23 protein-coding genes and 1 pseudogene are annotated in these 22,861 nt (G+C 70.8%); 4 read left to right on the top strand and 20 right to left on the bottom strand.

What is annotated here, in order from left to right:
- Positions 1-17: 17 nt before the first annotated feature.
- The 6 genes from der to AB8998_RS16525 are packed head-to-tail and all read right to left on the bottom strand — an operon-like array spanning position 18 to position 5,233.
- Positions 18-1,418 (bottom strand): ribosome biogenesis GTPase Der, encoded by a 1,401-nt coding sequence (der, locus tag AB8998_RS16500; protein WP_369738838.1) that lies wholly within the window; start codon positions 1,416-1,418, stop codon positions 18-20.
- Positions 1,415-2,095 (bottom strand): (d)CMP kinase, encoded by a 681-nt coding sequence (gene cmk / locus AB8998_RS16505; protein WP_369738839.1) that lies wholly within the window; start codon positions 2,093-2,095, stop codon positions 1,415-1,417. Before cmk ends, der begins: the two co-directional genes overlap by 4 nt.
- Complete coding sequence (locus AB8998_RS16510) at positions 2,092-2,835, bottom strand: pseudouridine synthase (RefSeq protein WP_369738840.1); 744 nt, start codon at positions 2,833-2,835, stop codon at positions 2,092-2,094. The genes cmk and AB8998_RS16510 overlap by 4 nt, the downstream gene beginning before the upstream one ends.
- Positions 2,835-3,542 carry an SMC-Scp complex subunit ScpB gene (scpB, locus tag AB8998_RS16515; protein WP_369738841.1) on the bottom strand — a complete coding sequence of 236 codons (708 nt, stop codon included), beginning with the start codon at positions 3,540-3,542 and terminating at the stop codon, positions 2,835-2,837. Before scpB ends, AB8998_RS16510 begins: the two co-directional genes overlap by 1 nt.
- Before the next feature lie 12 nt (positions 3,543-3,554).
- A complete protein-coding gene (locus AB8998_RS16520) occupies positions 3,555-4,373 on the bottom strand; it encodes a segregation/condensation protein A (protein ID WP_369738842.1) in 819 nt (272 codons plus the stop codon).
- Positions 4,370-5,233, bottom strand: coding sequence for a ParA family protein (locus AB8998_RS16525; protein WP_369738843.1), 864 nt, complete (start codon positions 5,231-5,233; stop codon positions 4,370-4,372). Before AB8998_RS16525 ends, AB8998_RS16520 begins: the two co-directional genes overlap by 4 nt.
- 320 nt (positions 5,234-5,553) lie before the next feature.
- On the opposite strand from AB8998_RS16525, the gene AB8998_RS16530 reads away from it, so the two are divergent.
- Positions 5,554-6,258 carry an O-methyltransferase gene (locus AB8998_RS16530; protein WP_369741614.1) on the top strand — a complete coding sequence of 235 codons (705 nt, stop codon included), beginning with the start codon at positions 5,554-5,556 and terminating at the stop codon, positions 6,256-6,258.
- Between the two features lie 11 nt (positions 6,259-6,269).
- On the opposite strand, the gene xerD is transcribed toward AB8998_RS16530, so the two are convergent.
- From xerD to AB8998_RS16600, 14 genes and pseudogenes are all read right to left on the bottom strand, one after another.
- Positions 6,270-7,211, bottom strand: coding sequence for a site-specific tyrosine recombinase XerD (gene xerD, locus AB8998_RS16535; RefSeq protein WP_369738844.1), 942 nt, complete (start codon positions 7,209-7,211; stop codon positions 6,270-6,272).
- Positions 7,211-7,831 carry an NUDIX domain-containing protein gene (locus AB8998_RS16540; RefSeq protein WP_369738845.1) on the bottom strand — a complete coding sequence of 207 codons (621 nt, stop codon included), beginning with the start codon at positions 7,829-7,831 and terminating at the stop codon, positions 7,211-7,213. The genes xerD and AB8998_RS16540 overlap by 1 nt, the downstream gene beginning before the upstream one ends.
- Positions 7,824-9,572, bottom strand: a complete 1,749-nt coding sequence (locus AB8998_RS16545; protein ID WP_369738846.1) for a CTP synthase — start codon at positions 9,570-9,572, stop codon at positions 7,824-7,826. Before AB8998_RS16545 ends, AB8998_RS16540 begins: the two co-directional genes overlap by 8 nt.
- 131 nt (positions 9,573-9,703) lie before the next feature.
- On the bottom strand, positions 9,704-10,648 hold the full coding sequence (locus tag AB8998_RS16550) for a copper transporter (protein WP_369738847.1): 945 nt from the start codon (positions 10,646-10,648) through the stop codon (positions 9,704-9,706).
- Complete coding sequence (gene steA / locus AB8998_RS16555; RefSeq protein WP_369738848.1) at positions 10,649-11,830, bottom strand: putative cytokinetic ring protein SteA; 1,182 nt, start codon at positions 11,828-11,830, stop codon at positions 10,649-10,651.
- A 202-nt stretch (positions 11,831-12,032) separates the two neighbouring features.
- Positions 12,033-13,778: a DNA repair protein RecN gene (recN, locus tag AB8998_RS16560; RefSeq protein ID WP_369738849.1), complete on the bottom strand. Its 1,746-nt coding sequence runs from the start codon at positions 13,776-13,778 to the stop codon at positions 12,033-12,035.
- A 6-nt stretch (positions 13,779-13,784) separates the two neighbouring features.
- Positions 13,785-14,708: an NAD kinase gene (locus tag AB8998_RS16565; protein ID WP_369738850.1), complete on the bottom strand. Its 924-nt coding sequence runs from the start codon at positions 14,706-14,708 to the stop codon at positions 13,785-13,787.
- Positions 14,705-15,509 (bottom strand): annotated as a pseudogene (locus AB8998_RS16570) (TlyA family RNA methyltransferase). Before AB8998_RS16570 ends, AB8998_RS16565 begins: the two are co-directional and overlap by 4 nt.
- A 4-nt stretch (positions 15,510-15,513) precedes the next feature.
- Positions 15,514-15,699: a hypothetical protein gene (locus tag AB8998_RS16575; protein WP_369738851.1), complete on the bottom strand. Its 186-nt coding sequence runs from the start codon at positions 15,697-15,699 to the stop codon at positions 15,514-15,516.
- A 23-nt stretch (positions 15,700-15,722) separates the two neighbouring features.
- Complete coding sequence (locus AB8998_RS16580; RefSeq protein ID WP_369738852.1) at positions 15,723-16,733, bottom strand: HAD-IIA family hydrolase; 1,011 nt, start codon at positions 16,731-16,733, stop codon at positions 15,723-15,725.
- Positions 16,734-16,735: 2 nt separating this feature from the next.
- A complete protein-coding gene (locus tag AB8998_RS16585) occupies positions 16,736-17,536 on the bottom strand; it encodes a tetratricopeptide repeat protein (RefSeq protein ID WP_369738854.1) in 801 nt (266 codons plus the stop codon).
- A gap of 32 nt (positions 17,537-17,568) precedes the next feature.
- Positions 17,569-17,931 carry a DUF732 domain-containing protein gene (locus AB8998_RS16590; protein WP_369738855.1) on the bottom strand — a complete coding sequence of 121 codons (363 nt, stop codon included), beginning with the start codon at positions 17,929-17,931 and terminating at the stop codon, positions 17,569-17,571.
- A 99-nt stretch (positions 17,932-18,030) separates the two neighbouring features.
- Positions 18,031-19,302: a tyrosine--tRNA ligase gene (tyrS, locus tag AB8998_RS16595; RefSeq protein WP_369741615.1), complete on the bottom strand. Its 1,272-nt coding sequence runs from the start codon at positions 19,300-19,302 to the stop codon at positions 18,031-18,033.
- A 19-nt stretch (positions 19,303-19,321) separates the two neighbouring features.
- Positions 19,322-19,936 carry a DNA-3-methyladenine glycosylase gene (locus AB8998_RS16600; protein WP_369738856.1) on the bottom strand — a complete coding sequence of 205 codons (615 nt, stop codon included), beginning with the start codon at positions 19,934-19,936 and terminating at the stop codon, positions 19,322-19,324.
- Between the two features lie 82 nt (positions 19,937-20,018).
- Here AB8998_RS16600 and AB8998_RS16605 point away from each other — a divergent pair, with 82 nt between their 5' ends.
- Genes AB8998_RS16605 through AB8998_RS16615 form a run of 3 tightly spaced genes read left to right on the top strand, consistent with a single transcriptional unit; the run spans position 20,019 to position 22,858 of the window.
- Positions 20,019-21,290: an ammonium transporter gene (locus tag AB8998_RS16605; RefSeq protein ID WP_369738857.1), complete on the top strand. Its 1,272-nt coding sequence runs from the start codon at positions 20,019-20,021 to the stop codon at positions 21,288-21,290.
- A 51-nt stretch (positions 21,291-21,341) separates the two neighbouring features.
- A complete protein-coding gene (locus tag AB8998_RS16610; protein ID WP_369738859.1) occupies positions 21,342-22,106 on the top strand; it encodes an ABC transporter ATP-binding protein in 765 nt (254 codons plus the stop codon).
- The gene (locus tag AB8998_RS16615) at positions 22,040-22,858 is read left to right on the top strand and encodes an ABC transporter permease (RefSeq protein ID WP_369738860.1); all 819 of its coding nucleotides are present in this window, start codon (positions 22,040-22,042) and stop codon (positions 22,856-22,858) included. Before AB8998_RS16610 ends, AB8998_RS16615 begins: the two co-directional genes overlap by 67 nt.
- Positions 22,859-22,861: the final 3 nt, after the last annotated feature.

A 22,861-nucleotide genomic window follows, 5' to 3' on the forward strand; every position in this document is an offset into this window, starting at 1 on the left:
AGGCGGTCGGCGCACGCTCAGCGCCGCTTGGGTGCCCGCTTCTCGCGCACCCGCACGTTGATCCGGATCGGGGTGCCCTCGAACCCGAACGTCTCACGCAACCGCCGCTCCAGGAAACGCCGGTAACCGGCCTCCAGGAACCCGGTGGTGAACAGCACGAACGTCGGCGGCCGGGCCGCGGCCTGGGTCGCGAACAGGATGCGCGGCTGCTTGCCGCCACGCACCGGCGGCGGCGTGGCCGCCACCACCTCCTTCAGCCAGGAGTTCAGCGGGCCGGTCGGGATACGCGCGTCCCACGAGGCCAGCGCCGCCTCCATCGCGGGCACCAGCTTCTGTAGCGCGCGGCCCGTCTTAGCCGAGATGTTGACCCGCTGCGCCCATCGCAGCTGCACCAGCTCGCGGTCGATCTCCCGCTCCAACAGCTCGCGGCGATCCTCGTCGACCAGATCCCACTTGTTGAACGCCAGCACCAGCGCCCGGCCCGCCTCCACCACCATCGACAGCACCCGCTGGTCCTGTTCGGTCAGCGGCGCCGAGGCGTCGATCAGCACGACCACCACCTCCGCGGCGTCGATGGCCGAATGGGTGCGCACCGAGGCATAGAACTCGTGCCCGCTAGCCTGCCCGACCTTGCGCCGCAGGCCCGCGGTATCGACGAACCGCCACACCCTGCCGCCCAGGTCGATCAGCGAATCCACCGGGTCGACCGTCGTCCCGGCGACATCGTGCACCACCGAACGCTGGTCCCCGGCCAGCTTGTTGAGCAACGAACTCTTGCCCACGTTGGGCTTGCCGACCAGCGCCACCCGCCGGGGCCCGCCGGGCGCCGGCGCCACCTCGGACAGCGTCGGCAGCACGGCCAGCACCTCGTCGAGCAGGTCGGCCACCCCGCGGCCGTGCATGGCGCTGACCGCGTGGGGCTCCCCGAGGCCCAGCGACCACAACGCCGCCGCGTCCGCCTCGTTCTTGTCGCTGTCGACCTTGTTGGCGGCCAGGAAGACCGGCTTGCCCGAGCGCAACAGGATCCGGGCGGCGGCCTCGTCGGCGGCAGTCGCGCCGACGGTGGCGTCCACCACGAGGATCACCGCGTCGGCGGTGCGCATGGCCACCGACGCCTGCTCGGCCACCAGTTGCTGCAGGCCCTTGGCGTCGGGCTCCCAGCCCCCGGTGTCCTGCACCACGAAGCGCCGGCCGGTCCACAGCGCGTCGTAGGACACGCGGTCGCGGGTCACGCCGGGAACGTCCTGCACCACCGCCTCGCGGCGGCCCAGGATCCGGTTGACCAGCGTCGACTTGCCGACATTGGGCCGCCCCACCACCGCCACGACGGGCGCCGGACCCGCCTCGGTACGCTCGTCTACATCGAAACCGACGGCGTCCCAATCGGTTTCGTCGCTCCATGTCCCGTCCTGGGTCACCGCATCACCCCGCTTCGCTGCTCGACCAAGTCCAGGACGTGGGCGATCACCTGCGCCTCGGTCATGTCGCTGGTGTCGACGACCACCGCGTCGGGCGCCGCGCGCAGCGGCGAGACCGCCCGGGTCGAATCCAGGTGGTCGCGGCGCCGCACATCGGCAAGCACGCCCTCGTAATCCCCGCCCAGCCCCGAGGCGAGGTTCTGGTCGTTGCGCCGCCGGGCCCGCGTCTCGGCCGAGGCGGTCAAAAAGATCTTCACCGGAGCGTCGGGCAGCACCACCGTCCCAATGTCGCGGCCCTCGACGACCACACTGCCCGGGCCGGCGGCCATTTCGCGCTGCAGCGCGACGAGCCGCGCGCGCACCGCGGGCACCGATGACACCGCCGACACCGCCCCGGTGACCTCTTCGCCGCGGATATCGGCCGAAACATCCTCCCCGGCAAGCGAATAGCTGAGCCGGTCCGGGTCGTAGCCCACCGCCAAGTCCACAGTCGACGCGAGCGCGGCGACGGCCTCGGCGTCGGCCGGGTCCACCCCGGCCCGCAACACCGCCAGCGTCACGATCCGGTACATCGCGCCGGTGTCCAGGTACCGGGCCCCCAGGGCACGCGCCAAACCCCTTGACACCGAGGACTTCCCAGTGCCAGCGGGCCCGTCGATGGCCACTACGACGTTCACAGGCCCACCGCTTGGTAGAGCTGCCCGACCTCGCCACGGCTCAACGACCGGATGCTGCCGGGCCGCTGCTCCCCCAGCGACACCGGCCCGAGCTCGATGCGCACCAGCGACTCCACCGGGAAGCCCGCCGCCGCCAGCAGCCGGCGCACGATCCGGTTGCGGCCCTCGTGCAACGTCAACCGCACCAGCGTCTTTCCGGGAATGGCGTCCACCACGGCGAAATCATCGACCCGCGCGGAGCCGTCGTCCAGGTCGATGCCCGCGCGCAGCCTCTTGCCCAGCCCACGCGGCACCGAACCGGTCACGGTCGCCAGATACGTCTTGGGCACCTCGTGGGAGGGATGCATCAACCGGTGCGCCAGTTCACCATCGTTGGTCAGCAGGATCAGCCCCTCGGTGTCGGCGTCGAGACGCCCGACGTGAAACAGGTTCTTGGTGCCGCGCACCCTGCGTTCCACCAGATCGCCGATGCAGGGGCGCCCCCGATCGTCGGACATGGTCGAGTGCATGCCGCGGGGCTTGTTCAGCGCCAGGTAGACCATCGAGTCGTCGGCGACCACCCTGACCCCGTCGACGCGGATCACCGACGCGTCGGGATCCACGCGGGTGCCCAGCTCGGTCACCACCTGCCCGTCCACCTCGACGCGACCCTCGAGGATCAACTTCTCGGCGGCGCGCCGCGACGCAATCCCAGCCTGGGACAACACCTTTTGCAGGCGCACTCCCTCGGTTTCGCCCATCAGTCGTGGTCCACGTCGAACGACAGCGCCTGCTCGGCCGGAACGCCCCCGGCAAGTTTGACGAAACGCGGCTCACTGTCCAGGGATTCGCTGAGCTCCTCGATCGTGTCGACGTCGGGAAGCAGCGGTGCGATGTCGGGCAGGTCGGCCAACGACGTCAGGCCCAACCGCTCCAGGAACAGCGCGGTGGTCGCGAACATCGTCGCGCCGCTGTCCGCGTCGGTGCCCGCCTCGGTGATCAGGCCGCGCGCCAGCAGGGTGCGCATCACCGCGTCCACGTTGACGCCGCGGACCGCGCTCACCCGTGCCCGGGTCACCGGCTGGCGGTAGGCCACCACGGCCAGCGTCTCCAGCGCGGCCCGGGTGAGCTTGGACCGCGAGCCGTCGAGCAGCAGCTTCTCGACGTACGGGGCGAACCTGGCCCGGGTGTACATCCGCCAACCCTCGTCGGTGTTGCGCAGGTCGATGCCGCTGTCGCGTTCGGTGAGTTCCGCCGACATCTGCTGCAGCCTGGTGGCAATCCGGTAGGCGGGCTGCTGGGTGGCCGCGGCCAGCGCTTCGACCGTGACCGGGCTGTCTACCACCAGCAACAGCGCCTCGAGCACCGAGCCGAGTTCGTCGGCGTCCATGGGCGCCGCCTCGGCGATGTCGGGGATGCCCGCGTCGGGGTCGACGTCAGGATCGACGTCGAATGCGTCGTCAGTCATTGGCGGCGCTCCTCACGACTCGTCCCGGACTTCTGCCAGGGCCTCGTTGGTCTGACGCTCCCCGGTCCACGAAATTTGAAGCACGCCAAGCGGCTCCGACTGGTCGAATGCTACCGTCCGGCTCCGATACAGTTCGAGCAGCGCCAGGAAGCGCCCGACGACCTCCATCGGCGCCCGACAGTCGGCGACCAGCTCCGAGAACGAGACCCACTGGCCGCTGCCCCGCGCCTCCAGGATCGCCAGCAGTTTCTTGGCCTGCTCGGGGACCGAGACCTGCAGCTCGTGCAGATGCCCGGTGCTCACCGTCGGCGCCGGGCGCGGCGTGAACACGATCGCGGCGATCTGGGCGAAGCGCTCGGCGTCGACACCGAGCATCACCTCGGGCAGCAGTTCGGTGAACCGGTCCTCCAGCGACACCGCGCGCGGATAGCTGCGCAGCGCGGTGGCCTCCAGCTCGGCGAACATCTCGGCGACGTGTTTGAACGCGCGGTACTGCAGCAGGCGCGCGAACAGCAGGTCGCGCACCTCCAGCAGCGCGAGGTCCTCCTCGTCGTCGACCTGCCCGGCCGGCAGCAACCGGGCCGCCTTGAGGTCCAGCAGGGTCGCCGCGATCACCAGGAACGCCGTGGTCTCCTCCAGATCGAGTCGCGGGCCGATCTCCCGGGTGTAGGCGATGAACTCGTCGGTGACCTGGTGCAGCGCCACCTCGGTGACGTCGAGGCGGTGGGCGAAGATCAGCTGCAGCAGCAGATCGAACGGCCCCTCGAAGTTGGTCAGCCGGACCTGAAAGCCGTTCTTTGGTGCCGCCTCACCGTTGGCGCTGCCGGTCACGCGCCGAATCGGTCGATGAACTCGCGGGCCAGCGCGCGGTAGGCGATGGCGCCGGTCGACTTCGGCGCCCAGGTGGTGATGGGCTCGCCCGCCACGCTGGTCTCCGGGAACCGGACGGTTCGGGTGATGACGGTGTCGAACACCAGGTCGCCGAACCGCTCCACCACGCGGGCCATCACCTCGCGCGCATTGATGGTGCGCGGGTCGTAGCGGGTGATCAGGATTCCGCTGATCTCCAGCTTCGGGTTGAGCCGGTCGCGGACCTTGTCGACGGTGTCGGTGAGCAGCGCCAGGCCGCGCAGCGAGAAGAACTCGCACTCGGTGGGGATCACCACACCGTCGGCGCAGGCCAGCCCGTTCACGGTGAGCAGGCCCAGCGACGGCTGGCAGTCGATCAGCACGTAGTCGTAGCGGTCCAGCACCGGGTGCAGCGCGCGGCCCAGGGTCTGCTCGCGGCCCACCTCGTTGACCAGCTGGATCTCGGCCGCCGAAAGGTCGATGTTGCTGGGCACCAGGTCCAAATTCTTGACCCGGGTGTGCAGCAGCACGTCGTCGATCGACACCCGCGACTCCACCAGCACGTTGTGGATCGTCTTCTCCAGCTCGTAGTGCGGAACCCCCAGCCCCGCCGACAGGGCACCCTGCGGGTCCATGTCGACCAGCAGCACCCGCCTGCCGTACTCGGCAAGGGCGGCGCCCAGGTTGATCGTCGACGTGGTCTTCCCGACGCCACCCTTCTGGTTGCACATCGCGACGACCTTGGCCGGGCCGTGCGACGTGCGCGGCCCGGGCTCCGGGATCGCCCGCGCCGGTCGCCCGGTCAGACCGATCTCGACGCCGTTGTCCGGCCGATCGGTCATGGCGGGGGTGTTCGGGAGGTGAACATCGCAGGAAAGTCTAACGGCTCCGCGCGCTGACACCGGGCGACCCGCAGGGCGATTTACCAGCGAATATGCCTGGATGCCGCGGGGTGCCGCCCATTCGAGTGCGCAGGCTTCACACCCGTCACACCAGCACCGTCGGAGCGGTCGTGGCCCGGATCCCATCGCCAACGCGCACGCGGCCTCGCGTTTGCGGAGGACCGCGTCCAGCCGCTGCGCCCGCCGCGGCTCGACGGCCTATCGTGGCGGTCGTGGACCTCAAGAAACGGATACCTCTGCTGCGCTGGTCGGCCTGGCGGATGGCCGCCGGGGTCCGCAACATCACCAAGACGGGCCAGATCGGTGACGGGCGGGAAGCGGCCGCGGTGAAATACGTCCTGCAGCACGCCCGGCCCGGCGACGTCGACGACGTGCTGGCCGCCATCGACACATTCGCCTACGAGAAGTCTCTGCTGATCAACGTGGGCGACGAGAAGGGACAGCTGCTCGACGCCGCGGTCCGCCGCGCCGATCCCGCGCTCGCACTCGAGCTGGGCACCTACTGCGGTTACGGCGCCCTGCGGATCGCCCGGGCAGCGCCGAATGCCAAGGTGTTCTCCGTCGAACTGGCCGAGTCCAACGCCGCCAACGCCCGCCAGATCTGGGCCCATGCCGGGGTCGCCGACCGGGTGACATGCGTCGTCGGCACCATCGGCGACGGCGGGCGCACCCTCGACGCCCTGGCCTTTCAACACGGATTCGGTCCCGGCGCACTGGGATTCGTGTTCCTGGACCACGACAAGAACGCCTACCTCGACGACCTGACCAGCATCCTGGACCGGGGCTGGCTGCGACCGGGTGCGGTCGTGGTCGCCGACAACGTCCGCATCCCGGGCGCGCCCAAGTACCGCGCCTACATGCGCCGCCAGCAGGGCACGCTGTGGAACACCGTCGAGCACAAGGCACACCTGGAATACCAGTCCATGATCTCCGACCTGGTGCTGGAATCCGACTACCTGGGCTGACCGCCCCCAACCTATTGCGCCCGCGGGTGGGCGCCGGCCCAGACTTCGCGCAGGGCGTGCACGGTCACCAGCGTGTAGATCTGCGTCGTCGTGACCGAGGCATGACCGAGAAGTTCCTGCACGACCCGCACGTCGGCGCCGCCCTCGAGAAGATGGGTGGCAAACGAGTGCCGCAGCATGTGCGGCGACACACCCGAGGTGATACCGGCCCGTTCGGCGGCGTCCTGCAGCACCTGCCACGCGCTCTGCCGCGACAACCGGCCGCCCCGCACGTTGAGGAAGATCGCCGGCGTGCCACGCCCGCGTCGCGCCAGTTCCGAGCGTCCGCGCACCAGGTACGCGTCCAGCGCCGCCACGGCCGGACGCCCCACCGGCACCAACCGCTGCTTGCCACCCTTGCCGCGCAGCAACACCGACCGGGCCTCGGTGTCGATGTCGTCGACGTCCAGCCCGACCGCTTCGGAGATGCGTGATCCCGTGGAATACAACAACTCCAGCAGCGCGCGGTTGCGCAACATCAGCGGGCCGTCGGCCGGGCTGTCGCCGCCGGCGCCCTCCAGCAGCGCCAGCACCTCGTCGACCGTCAGGCTCTTGGGCAGCCGGCGCGACGGCGTCGGCGGCCGCACCGCCTGTGCCACGTTCAGTTCGGCCAGCCCTTCGGCGGCGGCAAACCGGTGCAGGCCGCGGACCGCGATCAGCGCCCGGGCCGCCGACACCGCCGACAGTGCGGCGGTCCCGGCCTCGGGGTCGCCGCGACGCAACGCCACCAGGAAGTCGCTCACGTCGTTCTCGCCCACCTTCGCCAGATCGTGAATTCCCCGGTCCGCCAGGTGTTTCGAATAGCGCCGCAGGTCGCGGCGATAGGAACTGAGCGTGTTCGCCGAAACGCCCCGCTCGATCGTCAGATGGTCGAGGTAGCCCTGCAGTTGCGACTCCAGCGCCACCGTCGCCATCAGACCTTCCTTCGGGCGGTGAACGCCGTCGGCCGGTCGGTCCAGGGACTCTCGACCGGACGCGGCTCCGCGAACCCGGCGGACACGGTGTGGGCGGCCAAGAGTCCCGCCACGGCAATGGCGTTGACGATTTCGCCGCCGAACACCTTGCGGACGGCATCGGCGAGGGGAAACCACTCCAACTCCATGTCGGCTTCCTCGTGATGTGCCTCGGGCCGGTCCACCCCGCTCAACCCGGTGGCCAGGTAGACGCGCACGGATTCGTCGCTGAAGCCGGGTGTGGAATCGAGGTCCACGAGCACGCGCCAGGTGTCGGCCCGCAGTCCGGCTTCCTCCTGCAGTTCCCGGGCCGCGGTCAGATGCGGCGCCTCCCCGTCGACGTCGAGCAACCCCGCGGGTAACTCCCACAGCCGACGGCCCAACGCGTGCCGGTACTGGTAGACCAACGCGACGTTGCCGTCGTCGTCGAGCGCCACCACGGCCACCGCGCCGAAGTGCTCGACGACCTCCCGGGTGACGACCTTGTCGCCGGGCATCCGCACCCGGTCGCGACGCAGCGCGAAAATCTTTCCGGTGTAGAGGGTTTCGGACGACGTCGTCTCGAAAACGTGCTCAGCCACGGGACGCGGGCTCGGGAAGCGACCGCTCGCCGCTGTCTTGGTGACTGCCGTTGGCTGAGTGCTCGGAGATGTCCATCGGCAGCAGTTCGCCCGCCTTGTAGTCGATCGCCGCGCCGACGAACGCGGCGAACAGCGGGTGCGGACGGGTCGGGCGGCTCTTCAGTTCCGGGTGGGCCTGGGTGCCCACGATGAACGGGTGCACCTCCGGCGGATACTCGACGAACTCCACCAGGTGCCCGTCGGGCGAGGTGCCCGAAAACCGCAGACCACTCTCGGCGATCTTCTCGCGGTAGGCGTTGTTGACCTCGTAGCGATGCCGGTGCCGCTCCGACACCTGGGTGCTGCCATAAGCCTCGGCCACGATCGAACCCGGTTCCAGCACGGCCGGGTACGCGCCGAGGCGCATGGTTCCACCCAGATCGGCCTCCCCGGCCACGATGTCGAGTTGGTCGGCCATCGTGGAGATCACGGGATCCGGTGTGCCCGGCTCGAATTCGGCGGAGTTGGCCGCCTCGATGCCCACCGAGCGCGCGGCGTCGATCACGATGCACTGCAGGCCCAGACACAGCCCCAATAGCGGCAGACCGCGCGTGCGGGCATGGCGGATCGCCCCGATCTTGCCCTCGATGCCGCGGATGCCGAACCCCCCGGGCACCAACACCCCGTGCACGTCGGCCAGCGCGTGCGCGGCGCCGGCGGCGGTCTCGCACTCGTCGGACGCCACCCAGTGCATCTCCACCTTCGCGTGGTGCTTGAACCCGCCGGCCCGCAACGCCTCGGTGACCGACAGGTACGCGTCGGAGAGCTCGACGTACTTGCCCACCAGCGCGATTCGCACGGTGTCGTGCGGCTCGTGCACCCTGCGCAGCAGGTCGTCCCACTCGGTCCAGTCGACATCGCGGAAGGGCAGATTGAGCCGGCGCACCACGAACGCGTCGAGTTCCTCGCGGTGCAACACCTTGGGGATGTCGTAGATCGACGGCGCGTCGGGGGTAGAGATCACCCCGTCGATGTCGACGTCGCACATCAGCGCGATCTTGTTCTTCAGCGACTCCGGGACGTCGCGGTCGCAGCGCAGGATCAGCGCGTCGGGGGTGATACCGATGCTGCGCAGCGCGGCCACCGAGTGCTGGGTCGGCTTGGTCTTCAGCTCCCCCGACGGTGCCAGGTAGGGCACCAGCGACACGTGCAGGAAGAACACGTTCTCCCGCCCGAGGTCGTGGCGGACCTGCCGGACGGCCTCCAGGAAAGGCAGCGACTCGATATCGCCCACCGTGCCGCCGATCTCGGTGATGACGACGTCGGGACGGTGGCCGTCGGCGTCGGGTTCGGCCATCGCCAGGATGCGCCGCTTGATCTCGTCGGTGATGTGCGGGATCACCTGGACGGTGTCGCCGAGGTATTCCCCGCGCCGTTCCTTGGCGATCACGGTCGAATAGACCTGCCCCGTAGTGACATTCGCCGATCCGGACAGGTCCCGATCCAGGAAGCGCTCGTAGTGACCGACGTCGAGATCGGTTTCGGCGCCGTCCTCGGTGACGAACACCTCGCCGTGCTGGAACGGGTTCATCGTGCCCGGGTCGACGTTGAGGTACGGGTCGAGCTTCTGCATCGTCACATGCAACCCGCGGGCGGTGAGGAGCTGGCCGAGGCTGCTGGCGGTCAGGCCCTTGCCGAGCGAGGAAACGACGCCCCCGCTGACGAAGAGGTGCTTCGTAGCGGATTGCGGATGCTTACGCAACAGGCGACCTCCGTGAAGAAGGGCAGGGCTTGAGTTTTTCTAGCTTCAGCTAGATGGGCCTGCCGAACCACGGAATCCCACCCTAACACCCGGCACGCCCAGGTGCCGCGAACACGCCCGGCGCGAGCCGTTTACTGCGGGACGGTGACCGAGGTCGCCCCGTGGCCGATGCCGTACTGCCCGACGTGGCCGCCGTTGATCAGGTCGTGCAGGCCCAGGATCGCGGTGATCCTCCCCGGGGCGGTGTCGACGTCGTCGACGGTGCTGACCACCGACGACATGCCGGAGTCGGCGCGGGTCACGGCGACCGCGGCGCCGCCGGTGGCAGACCCGTCGCGCCCGGCGAGCAGCGTGCCCGAACCGTGCGGCGCCAGTGCCGCGGAGAACCGCGCCACACTGACACCCTGGTTGCCGGCGTCCTGCGGCAGCGCCCCGCCGGTCACCACGAGTGCGGCGTTGGCCGCCCCCAGGTGATCGGCCGGCTGATAGGTGATGAATCCGGTGTCCCGCAGCGCCGCCAGCACGGTGTCACGCTCGGGATCGCCGACGGCGGGCGCGTCGGGGTTGGCGTTGATCAACAGCGCGATGCCCATCAGGTCACCGGCCTGCGAGCCCTGGTCGACGAGCTTGGTGCTCAGTTGCTGGCCGGCGGGCAGGACCGACGAGTTCACCACCGTACGCAGCTTCTCGGCAGAGTTGGCGTCGACGAACTCCTGGGTCAGGGAAACCGTCCCGGTGACCGCGCCACCGGCCTGGCCGACGAACTTCGCGACGGCCGCCACGTCGTCGTCTTTGGCGTCCGGGGTGCGGAACACCACCACCGACTTGCCGCCCAGCGCGTCGTGCACGATGCGCCCGGCCAGTTGGTCATCGAAAGTGTTTGCCGCGCCGAGCTTTTGATTCAGCGCATTCTTCTGGTCGTTGAGTCCGCTGATCTGCGTGTACAGATCACGCTTCTCGGCGCGCAGGCTGGACAGCAGGGTGTCCGACAGGAAGCCGGAACCCAGCACCACCCCCACGGCCAGGGCCAGGAAGACCGCGGCCAGCGAGAGCGCGTGTTGACGTAACGAGATCATCTAGGTCATCCACTTCTGCACCATGAGAGTCAGGTGGTTCCAGTAGTCGGTGATCCAGTGCAGCACCAAGGCGTCAGTGCGCGAGACCCACAGCGCGACGACGACGGCGATCAGCATCGTCAGCGCCAGCAGCGCGATGGCGCCGCCGGAGATGTTGTGGCGGTACAGGGTAGCAACGGCCTTGGCGTCCACCACCTTCTCCCCCACCCGCAACCTGGTCAGGAACGTCGACGGGTTGCTCTGCGCGCGCGTGCGGTCGAAGAAGGTCTCGATGTTGGCGGTGTGGCCGGCCGTCACCAGCAGCGCGGCGCCGTGATGGTCGGCCAGCAGCAGCGCCAGGTCCACGGCCGAACCCGCCGCCGGGAACGTCATTGCCCCCACCCCAAGATCCTGGATCCGCGCCAGGCCGGGCGCGTGCCCGTCTGCATCGGCGGGCAGCACGACCTGGGCGCCGCACTTGAGGGCCTCGGTGCTGATGTGGTCGGGGTCGCCGACGATGAGTTGCGGGCGATATCCTGCCTTGCGCAACACATCCGCACCGCAACCGACACCGATGAGCACCGGCTGGTACTCCTTGATGAAGGGCTTGAGCGAGCGCAGGTCGTCTTCGGCGCTGGGCTCGTCGGCGACGATCACGACGTGCCGACGGCGCAGGTCGACGTCGACGTCGGGGATGCCGATACCGTCGATCAGCAGCGGGCTCTCGCTCTTGATGAACTCGATGGTGTTGCCCGCGAACGCCTCCAGGTGGGCGGCCAGGCCGCTCTTGGCCTCCCGCATCAGGTCGGCGATGTCGTGGTCGGTGCGCTCGGTCCCGCGGACCAGCCGACGATCCCCCGCGTACACCCCGCCCTCGTGCAGGCGGATCTTGGCGCCGTCCTTGACCTTCTTGAAGATCTCCGGGCCCGTGTCGTCGATCAGGGTGACCCCGTTGTTGACCAACACCTCCGGGCCCATGTTCGGGTAGCGTCCCGACACCGAGGGCGACGCGTTGACGACCGCGGCGATGTCGGCTTCCACCAGCGCGTCGGCGGTGATGCGGTCCAAGTCCAGAATGTCGAGTACCACGATGTCGCCGGGACAGACCCGGCGCAGCAGGCGGTCGATGTTCCGGTCCACCCGGGCGGTGCCGGTCAGGCCCGGCCGGGACGTGTTACGCGAGAGCAGCCCTGACATCTTCATGGGCCGATTCTGTCGGCGATGCGCCGCCGGGGCGGGGAGGCGCGCCGTAACACCAGCATCATAAGTTATCTAGAGCCACACCTGTCACAGGCCGGTGACAGGTCGGCATCGGGACTGCCGCGCAAGGGTGCGTAGTTGTACGCGGTTTGCGGCGTGTCAGCGCACAAAACACGCGCGGTCGCGGCTGATAGGGGTTTCGCCGCTAGGGGTGGCTGTCGCGCTGGGCGGCGTCGAGCAACTCGCGGGCGTGGGCGCGGCCGCTGTCGGATTCGCCCAGGCCGGCCAGCATCCGCGCCAGCTCGGCGACCCGCTCGTCGCCGGTGACGCCCCGCACCGAACTCGCGCCCCGGGCGCCGTGCACCACCAGGTGCACGTCCGCGTACGCGGCGACCTGCGGCAGGTGCGTCACCACGATGACCTGATGGGTGCGCGCCAGCCGGGCCAGCCGCCGCCCGATCTGCACCGCCGCGCGGCCGCCGACGCCGGCGTCGACCTCGTCGAACACCATCGTCAGGCCCGACGCGGAGGCCGCCAGCACCACCTCCAGCGCCAGCATCACCCGGGACAGCTCGCCGCCGGAGGCGCTCTTGGCCAGCGGCAGCACCGTCATGCCGCGGTGCGCCGCGAAGCCGAACTCGACGTTGTCGACGCCGTCGGCGCCCGCCCTGGCCAGTTCCCCGGAGGGCAGCGCGAGGGCCGCGGCGTCGTCCGGCTCCGCCGCCTCGATGCCGACTTCGATGGTGAACTCCGCGTCGCCCATCGCCAGGCCGGACAGCTCCGCGGTCACGTCCTTGGCCAGCCGCTTGGCCGCCTTGCGTCGCGCATTGCTGAGATCGACTGCGGCCGCTGATAATTCGGCTGCCAACTCGTCGACCCGAGCCGACAGGCCCGCCAGGCCCTCCGGCGAGGTGTCAAGCTGGGCGAGCCGCTCCCGGGCGTCGCGCGCCCAGCGCAGCACGCCGTCGATGTCGGCGGCGTACTTGCGGGTCAGCGTGCGCAGCTCGGCCTGACGGGCCAGCTTGGATTCCAGCGCACTCGCGTCGACGGGCAGCTCGTCCAGGAAGCCACCGAGCTCGCGGGCCGCCTCGGCGACCAGCGTCAGGGCATCGCCGACCTGCCCGGCCAGCGCCCGCAGCGTCGCGTCGTCGACCGACTCCAGGGCCGTGCGCGCCCGCCCCAGCCACTCGGTGGCGCCCGCACCGTCGGCGTCGTCGGTCGCCCCGGCCAGCGCTGCACGCGCACCGGCCGCGGCCTCGCGCAGCGTGTCCAGTTCGGAGAGCCGCACGATGTCGGCGACCAGCGCGTCGTCCTCGCCGGGTTTCGGGTCGACGGCGTCGATCTCGGTGAGCGCGAACTTCAGCCGGTCGGCCTCCTGCGCGAGTTCGCGGGCCCGGGCGCGCCGGTCGGCCAGGTCGCGCCGCGCCGACAGCCAGGCGTCGCGCAGCGTGCGGTAGCGCTCACACGCGGGGGCGGTGCCCGCGAAGCGGTCCAGCGCGGCGCGCTGCTCCTCCGGGCGCATCAGGCGCAGCTGGTCGTTCTGCCCGTGCAGGGTCAACAGCTCGGCGGTGAAACCGCTCAGCGACTTGGCCGGCACGCTGCGGCCCCCCAGGTAGGCCCGCGACGGCCCCTCCCGGCTGACCGAGCGCAGCGCGATGACGCTGCCGTCCTCGTCGCGCTCGGACCCCGACGCGTCCAGCATCCCGTCCAGGCGCGCGCTCACCGCATCGTCGAGATCGGTTGTGGTGAAACGGCCTTCGACTATGGCGCGCTCGGCCCCGGACCGCACCCGGGTCGGGTCGGCGCGGGCGCCGCCCAGCAGGTGCAGGCCGGTGACCACCATCGTCTTGCCGGTGCCGGTCTCGCCGGTGAGCACCGTGAGGCCGCGGCCGAACTCGGCGGTCGCCACGCTGATGGCGCCCAGCGACTCGATCCGAATCTCGGTGAGCACCCGCGGTTACTTTCCGCGCCACCCGGTCACCGGCAACCGGAACTTGCGCACCAGCCGGTCGGTGAACGGCGCACTGTCGATGCGCGCCCACTTCACCGGGGTGTCGCAGCGCGCGACCTCGAGCCGGCTGCCGGCGGGCACCGGCATCTCGCGGCGCCCGTCGCAGAACACCAGGGCGTCGTGACCGTCCCCTTCGATCTCGATCGCGACGGTGGCATCGGGACTGATGACCATGGGCCGGGCGAACAACGCGTGAGCGTTGTTGGGCACCACCAGGATCGCCTCGAGGTCCGGCCACAGCACCGGGCCACCGGCGGAGAACGCGTACGCGGTCGACCCGGTGGGCGTCGACACCAGCACCCCGTCGCAGCCGAAAGCCGACACCGGGCGTCCCTCGATCTCGACGACCACCCCGAGCACACCCAACCGCGGACCGCGTTCCAGACTCATCTCGTTGAGCGCCCAGTCGCGCCCGATGACCCGGTCGCCCTGGGTCACGACGACGTCGAGGGTCAGGCGGTGCTCCACCTGGTAGTTGCGGGTGACGACGCGGTCCAGCACGCGATCGATGGTCTCGGCCTCGGCTTCGGCCAGGAATCCGATCCTGCCCAGGTTGACCCCCAGCACCGGGACGCCGGCGTTTTTCGCCAGCTCCGCCGCCCGCAGGAAGGTGCCGTCGCCACCGAGCACCAGCACCAGCTCGCAGCCCTCGGCCGCGTGCGGGTCGGCCTCGACCACCTCGATGTCGACGCCCATCGCCCGCATCTCCTCGGGAGCGAGGTGCAGCGATCCCCTGTCGACGGCCTCGGCGGAGAGCAAGCGCAGCCTGATGCCGTTGTCGCCCAGGACTTTTACTATCCGCCGCGCGGTCTCGGTGGCCTCCTCGCGGCCGGTGTGCACCACCAGCAGGACGGTCCGTTCGGACGTCATCGCGGGCCCTCCGTCACGGCGCGACGCACCGCGTCCCCCAGCTCGTCTCCGGTCAGCGCGCGATCGGTCTCGGCGCGCAGCCACAAGAAGTACTCCACGTTGCCCGAGGGACCCGGCAACGGGCTGGCGGCGACGCCGACCGTGTGCCAACCCAGCTCCCCGGCCCGCCGCCACGGCCAGCACCGAGTCGGCGCGCAAACCGGGATCGGCCACCACCCCACCGGCACCCACCAGGCCCCTGCCCACCTCAAACTGCGGCTTCACCATGGGAACGATATCCGCGCCGCCCCGCGCGCACCGAACCAGCGCGGGCAACACGGTGGCCAGCGAGATGAACGACAGGTCGGCCACCACCACGTCGACCGCCCCGCCGATCGCCTCCGGTGTCAGGTCGCGGACGTTGGTCCGCTCGACGACGACCACCCGCGGATCGCTGCGCAGCGACCAGGCCAGCTGCCCGTACCCCACGTCGGCGGCGACCACCTCGGCGGCCCCGCGGTCCAGCAGCACCTCGGTGAACCCGCCCGTCGACGCCCCGGCGTCCAGGCAGCGGCGGTCCGCCAGGGAGATGTCGAAGGCGTCGAGTGCGCCGATGAGCTTGTGCGCCCCGCGCGACACCCAGCCGCGTTCGCCGTCGGCGACGGTCAGCCTGGCGGTGACGGCGACGGCGGTGCCCGGCTTGCGCGCGGGCAGCCCGTCGATGCTGACCTTCCCGGCGTCGATCAACTCCGCGGCCTGCTGACGCGACCGGGCGAGGCCGCGCCGAACGAGCTCGGCGTCAACGCGGGCACGTCGCGCCACCGCGCTAGCCCTTCTCCGCCGACTCCAGCGCGGCCAGCAGCACGTCGTGCGCCTCGGAGAGGCGGCGGGCTATGTCTTCCAGCTGGGCGAGCGAGGGCCCGTCCTCGGCGGTTTCGGACTCCCCGGGGTCGGGCAGCCGGGCGAGCAGGGTGTCGATTTCGGCGCGGATCTGGTCAGGGTCGATATCCATCGCGTCCCTACGCTAGTCATCCATCACTCGGAGTGCAGCAACGACCAGCGCTGCAGGGCGTCGCGGGCCCGGTCGTCGCCGGCCCGGATGCGCGGCGCGGCGGCCCCAGCGCTCCACACCGCGTCGGCGACCGCGCGCACGACCGCCATCCCGTCCCCATCCGGGTCGCCGCCGCCGTCGGCGCTGACGGTCACCGCGGCGTCGGTGACCTCCACGCGCCAGCCCGGTTGCGGGCCCACCGCGAGCGACTCGCCGCTGCGATGCAGGGAGCGCAGGTCGTGGCCGATGTAGGTGGGGCGGTGGACGGGCTCGGCGCACACCGCGTCGCGCGCGGTGTTGACCCCGCAGAGCACCAGCAGGCTGGGCAGCCCGGCGGCGTTGGCGCCCTCGATGTCGGTGTCCAGCCTGTCCCCGACCACCAGCGGCGCGCGGAACTCGCCGCGGGCCACGGCGTCGGTGAACAGCCGCGGCGCCGGCTTGCCGGCGACCTGAGGTTCGGCGCCGGTCGCCGTCCGCAGCGCGGCGACCATGGACCCGTTGCCGGGCAACAGCCCCCGTTCGGTGGGCAACGCGGGGTCGAGGTTGGCCGCCACCCACAACGCGCCGGCCCGGATCGCCTGGGCGGCCTCGGCCAGTTCCGGCCAGCCGACGGTCATGGACAGCCCCTGCACGACGGCGACCGGGTGATCGTCGTAGCGGCGCACGGGGCGCAGCCCGACCGCGGCGACCTCGCCGGCCAACGCGTCGGTGCCCACGATCAGCACCGGGGAGCCCGCCGGCAGCTGATCGGCCAGCAGCCGCGCGGCGCTCTGGGCGCTGGTCACGACGTCTTCGGGGGCGGCGGTGAAGCCGAGGTCGCCCAGGTGCGCCGCGACCTCCTCGGCGCTGCGGGAGGCGTTGTTGGTGACGAAGAAGATGCGGGCGCGCACCTCGGCGAGCGCCTCCACCGCGCCCTCGGTGGGGCTACGGCCGCAGAACGCCGTCCCGTCCAGGTCGATCAGCAGGCAGTCGTATTCCTGCGCGATGGTCCTCATGTTCAGGCGAGCTCGCCGACCCGGTCCTCGGCGTCGGTGACGCCTTCGACGTCCGCATCCGCGGAACGCAGGAACCAGTGCAGCGCCTCGTCCCTGCGACCCAGCGCGAGCAGCGTGTCGGCGTAGGCGTAGAACAGCCGGGCCGCCGTCGGGCCTCTGCGGGCCGGGTCCAGCTGCGGTGTGGACAGCACCGTCAGCGCCTGCTCGAGCTGGCCGAGATCGGCGCGAGCGCCGGCGGCGACGATGCGCAACTCGTCGGCGTCGTCGCCGCTCAGCGCGGCGGCCTCGGGTCCGCGGGCCAGCTCGATCGCCCGCTCCGGGCGGCCCAGCCCGCGCTCGCAATCGGCCATCATGGCGAGCAACGACGATTTGCTGCCCATCCGGCGCGCGGCGCGCAGCTCCGACAGCGCCTGGGCCCAGTCGCCGCAGTGATAGGCGGCGATGCCGACCGCCTCGCGGACCGCGGCGATCCTGCTGGAGCGGGCCCGGGCCGCGCGCGCATGAGCGAGCGCGGTCTGCGGGTCCTCGTCCAGCAGCGCGCCGGCGGCGACCAGGTGACGCGCCACCGCGTCGGCGGTGGCACGGTCCAGGGTGCTCAGCTCGCGGCGGATCGCGGGGTCCAGCTGGCGGGCGTCCACGTCGGCCGGGATGGCGGGCGCGTCGTGCACCGCGCGGTCGCCGTGGGGGTGGCGGCCGTCGGCGTTCTTCGGCTGGGACGTGCGGGCCCGGCCGGGCCCCGACCAGCCCCCCGACGCCGGGCGCGGACGGCGCTCCCTGCCGGGTTTCTGCCTGTCGTCGACCACGCTGCTGAGGATACGGGGCCGCCCGGACTCGACTAGGACTGCAGGCGGTTGGGCAGCAGCGGCGCCATCATCGCCGGGCAGTACGTCGCGACCGCGACGATCGCGAACTTGCCCGCGATGACGTAGGGCATGCCGGTGTTCGCGGCCATCCTGTCCACGACGGAGTCGAACGACCCGCCCGGGGAGAACAACGACGGGCACACCGACTGCCCCAGCGCCAGCGTGGTGGCGGGCTGGGAGTAGGCGATGCCGGCGTTGGTCAGTGCCGACAAAAAGGCGTTACCGAGCATGTCCGCGCGAATGGGCGCCGCCACCGCTCCGGCCAGAGCGATCAGCACCGTGGTCACCCCCAGGAACCGCACCAGGGTCAGTTGCGCATGCGTCGCCCAAGTCATCGTGACAACACTGGCCAACGGGGATCACAGCCGTGGCACGGTGAGGTAAAGGTTTGCGCACTAACGCGTTTTGCGGTCGCGGATCGTTGCGGCCGCGTTCTAGATCCTCTGCACCCCGGCGACGTTACGTTTGCCGCGGCGCAGCACCAACCAGCGGCCGTGCAGGAAATCCGAGCTCTGCGGGGCCCACTCCTCGGTCTCGATGCGCGTGTTGTTGACCGAGACGCCGCCCTCGCCGATCGTGCGGCGGGCGGCCTTCCGGCTCTCGGACAGGCCGCTGGCCACCAACAGGTCGACGATGCCGTCGGGGCCGCCCGGCTCGAGCTCGGCCACCGACGTCTCGCGCAAGGCCGCCGCCAGCGTCGCCTCGTCCAGACGCTCGAGTTCGCCCTGCCCGAACAGCGCGCGGCTGGCGTGTTCGACGGCCTCGGTGGCCGCCTCGCCGTGCACCAGCACGGTCAGCTCCCGGGCTAGCCGCCGTTGGGCGGCGCGTTGTTGGGGGCGTTCGGCGGTGGCCTGTTCCAGCTCGGCCAGCTCGTCGGCGGTCAGGAAGGTGAACCAGCGCAGGTAGCGGATCACGTCGGCGTCGGCGGTGTTGAAGAAGTACTGGTACCACGCGTAGGGGCTGGTCATCTCCGGGTCCAGCCACAGGCTGCCGCCGCCGGTGGACTTGCCGAACTTGGTGCCGTCGGCCGCAGTCACCAGCGGGACCGTCAGCGCGTGCACGGACGCGCCCAGCTTCTGGCGGACCAGCCGCACCCCGGCGATGATGTTGCCCCACTGGTCGGAGCCGCCGATCTGCAGCGTGCAGCCGTAGCGGCGGTGCAACTCGACGTAGTCGTTGGCCTGCAACAGCATGTAGCTGAACTCGGTGTAGGAGATGCCCTCGCCCTCCAGGCGCCGCCGGACGGTGTCGCGATCCAGCATCACGTTGACCGAGAAATGCTTGCCGAGGTCGCGCAGGAACTCGATCGCCGACAGCGGGGCCGTCCAGTCCAGGTTGTTGACGACGACCGCTCCGGTGGGCGACGTGTCGAAGTCGACGAAGCGCTCCAGCTGGCCGCCGATGCGCTCGGTCCACTGCGCGACGGTGTCGGCCTCGTGGAGGGTGCGCTCGCCGATCTCGCGCGGGTCGCCGATCATGCCGGTGGCGCCGCCGGCCAGCACGATCGGCCGGTGACCGGCCCGCTGGAACCGCCGCAGCGCCAGCAACGGCACCAGGTGTCCGGCATGCAGGCTGGGCGCGGTCGGGTCGAAGCCGGCGTACACCGTCATCGGGCCGCGCTCCGCTTCGGCGGCCAGCGCATCGAGGTCGGTGGACTGCGCGATCAGCCCGCGCCAGCCCAGCTCGTCGAGGATCATGGCGTCGATTTTTCCAGTGCGCCTCGGGCTAGTCGCTGGCGCCCGGCGCCGGCGCCCGGGGGTTACGGCGGTAGGCCGACACCTCCGGCCGGTCGGCGAGCCACAGGCGCCACGGCCGGTCGGCGGCCTGGCTGATCCCCACGCGCGGGCCCGCGACCGCGGCGCCCGCCGGCCCGTTGAGCGTCAAGCGCACGGCGGCGTCGGGGTCGAACACGTCGAGCCCGTTGTCGGCCATGGTGATTCCGAGCGCCGAACACAAATTGCCCGGGCCGCGCGCCAGCGCGGCCTCGCGCACCGACTCACCCCGCCGGGACCGGGCGACGGGCAGCCCGTCCTCGATCGCGGCTGCCCGCAGCAGGACCGCCGCGGCGGTGCCGTCGGGCCCGCACGAGACGTTGGCGCAGACGTGGATTCCGTGGCTGCGGTAGGTGTAGAGCCGCCCCGGCGGCCCGAACATGACGGCGTTGCGGGCGCTGAGCCCGCGGTAGGAGTGGGCGGCGGCGTCCGGCCAGGGGCCGTCGGGAACTCCCCCGTAGGCCTCGACCTCGACCACGGTGGCGCGCACGCCGCGGCAGGCGAGGGTGGCGCCGAGCAGCCGGTGCGCGGCCGCGACCGGGTCGACCAACAGCCGGCGTGCAGCCACCCGTCGAACCTACCGGGACCACGAACGTGGCAGGATCCCGGTGTCTCGAGGACGTCAGGGGCGGAAGAAGGAGCCCAAAGCGATGCAAGCGATCGACCCTGCCGCGACGGCGTGGCTCCTGGCCAGCACCGCCCTGGTCCTGCTGATGACCCCGGGCCTGGCCATCTTCTACGGCGGCATGGTCCGCACGACCGGGGTGCTCAACATGATCATGATGAGCTTCATCTCCATACCGCTGGTCACGGTGGCATGGCTGCTGGTCGGCTATACGATCGCGTTCTCCGACGACGCGGCGGGCGGGCTCGTCGGCAACCTCAGACACGTCGGCCTGCTCGGCATCACCCCCGGCACCGCCCACGGCGCGGTGCCTGAGTTGCTGTTCGCCACGTTCCAGTTGACGTTCGCGATCATCACCGCGGCCCTGGTCAGCGGCGCGATCGCCGACCGCGCCAAATTCGCCGCCTGGATGGTGTTCGTCCCGGTGTGGGCGATCGTGGTGTATTCGGTGGTCGCCCACTGGGTGTGGGGACCCGGCGGTTGGCTGGCCAAACTCGGGGTGCTCGACTACGCGGGCGGTCTCGTCGTCGAGATCGTCTCGGGTGCCTCCGCCCTGGCCCTGGCGCTGGCGCTGGGGCCCCGCATCGGCTTCAAGAAGGACGCCATGCGGCCGCACAACCTGCCACTGGTCATGCTCGGCGTCGGGCTGCTGTGGTTCGGCTGGTTCGGCTTCAACGCCGGGTCGGCCCTGGCCGCCAACGGGACCGCCGCGGCCATCTTCCTCAACACGCTCGTCGCCGGCTGCCTGGGCATGCTCGGCTGGCTCTCGGTCGAACAGTTTCGTGACGGCAAGCCCACCACGTTCGGTGCGGCGTCCGGGGTGGTCGCGGGCCTGGTGGCCATCACGCCGTCGTGCGGGACCGTGGACACCCTCGGCGCGGCGGTCGTCGGGCTCGCGGCCGGTTTCGTGTGCTCCTTCGCCGTGGGTGCCAAATTCCGTTTCTCCTACGACGATTCGCTCGACGTGGTCGGTGTGCACTTCGTCGGCGGTGTCGTCGGGGTGTCGCTGATCGGGTTGCTCGCCACGGCGGTCATGACGTCGGGGCCGCGGGGCCTGCTCTACGGGGGCGGCTTCGCCCAACTCGGCAAGCAGTCGGTGGCGATCGTAGTGGTCGCGGTCTATGCGTTCGTCGTGTCTTTCGTGCTGGCCAAGTTGATCGATCGCCTGCTGGGCTTCCGGCTCAGCGCCGAGGACGAGACCACCGGTGTCGATCTCACCCAGCACGCCGAGACCGCCTACGCCGAGGGCGTGCACGGGCACCTGCCGTTGCGCCGCCCCGGCTTGCCGGGGAGCTGAGCGCGCTTCGCCGCCCTTGACATCCCCGCTGCGCCGGCGGATATTCATCATGTGATGAGTTCATCGAGTGATGAATTATTGCGGGACGGCGCGGAACCGGCCGTCACCATCGAGAGCCTGCACGTGGTACGCGGCAAGATGCTTGCCGTCCAAGATCTTTCGGTGCGCATAGCGCGCGGCACGATCACCGGGCTGCTCGGCCCGTCCGGCTCCGGCAAGACCACGCTGATGCGCTGCATCGTCGGCACGCAGATCGTCACCGGGGGCTCGGTGACCGTCCTCGGCCACCCCGCCGGCACCCGGTCGCTGCGGCACCGGGTCGGCTACATGCCGCAGGATCCGACGATCTACGGCGACCTGCGGGTGATCGACAACATCCGCTACTTCGCCGGCCTCTGCGGCGCCGACCGGCAGGCCGCCGACGAGATCATCGACGCGGTGGACCTGCGCACCCACCGCACCACCCGCTGCGCCAACCTCTCCGGCGGCCAGCGCACCCGGGTCTCGCTGGCCTGCGCACTGGTCGGCCGCCCGGACCTGGTGGTGCTCGACGAGCCGACGATCGGCCTGGACCCGGTGCTGCGCGTCGAGCTGTGGGAGCAGTTCGGCGCGCTGGCGCGGCGCGGCACCACGCTGCTGGTCTCCAGCCACGTGATGGACGAGGCCGACCGCTGCGGCGACCTGCTGCTGATGCGCGAGGGCCGGCTGCTGGCCCACACCACACCGGACCAACTGCGGAAGGAGACCGGATGCACGTCACTGGAGGAAGCGTTCCTGTCCATCATCCGGCACACCACCATGCCCGCAGCCGGCTGACGCTGCGGAACTACGCGGCCACGACCGCCCGAATCTTGCGTCAGCTAGCCGCCGACCAACGCAGCGTCGCGCTGATTCTGGTGGTGCCGATCCTGGTCATCACGCTGATGTACTACATGTTCGAAAACGTGCCGCACCGGCCGGGCACGCCGTCGCCGTTCAACACCGCCTGCCTGATCCTGCTCGGCCTGTTCCCGTTCTTCGTGATGTTCATCATCACCGCGATCACCATGCAACGAGAGCGTGGTTCCGGGACCCTGGAACGCATCCTGACCACCCCGCTGCGCCGGTTCGACCTGCTCGCCGCCTACGGGACCGCCTTCTCGATCGCCGCGGCGGCGCAGGCCACCCTCGCCTGTGTCGTGTCGTTCTGGCTGCTCGGCTTCCAGACCGCGGGCAGCCCCGTGTGGGTGTTCGTGATCTCGATCGTCAACGCCGTGCTGGGCGTCGGCCTGGGCCTGCTGTGTAGTGCGTTCGCGCGCACCGAATTCCAGGCCGTGCAGTTCATCCCGTTGGTCATCGTCCCGCAGCTGCTGCTGGCCGGCATCATCGTCCCACGGGCGCTGATGGCGCACTGGCTGCAGTGGGTCGCCGACGTGCTGCCGGCCAGCTACGCCCTGGAGGCCCTCCAGCAGGTGGATGCGCATCCCGGGCTGACCGGCGTCGCGCTGCGCGACATCGTCGTCGTGTTGGGCTTCGCGGTGGCGGCGCTGGGACTGGCGGCGGCGACGCTGCGGCGGCGGACGCCCTAGTGG

Source organism: Mycobacterium sp. HUMS_12744610, assembly GCF_041206865.1.
Lineage (GTDB): Bacteria > Actinomycetota > Actinomycetes > Mycobacteriales > Mycobacteriaceae > Mycobacterium > Mycobacterium servetii.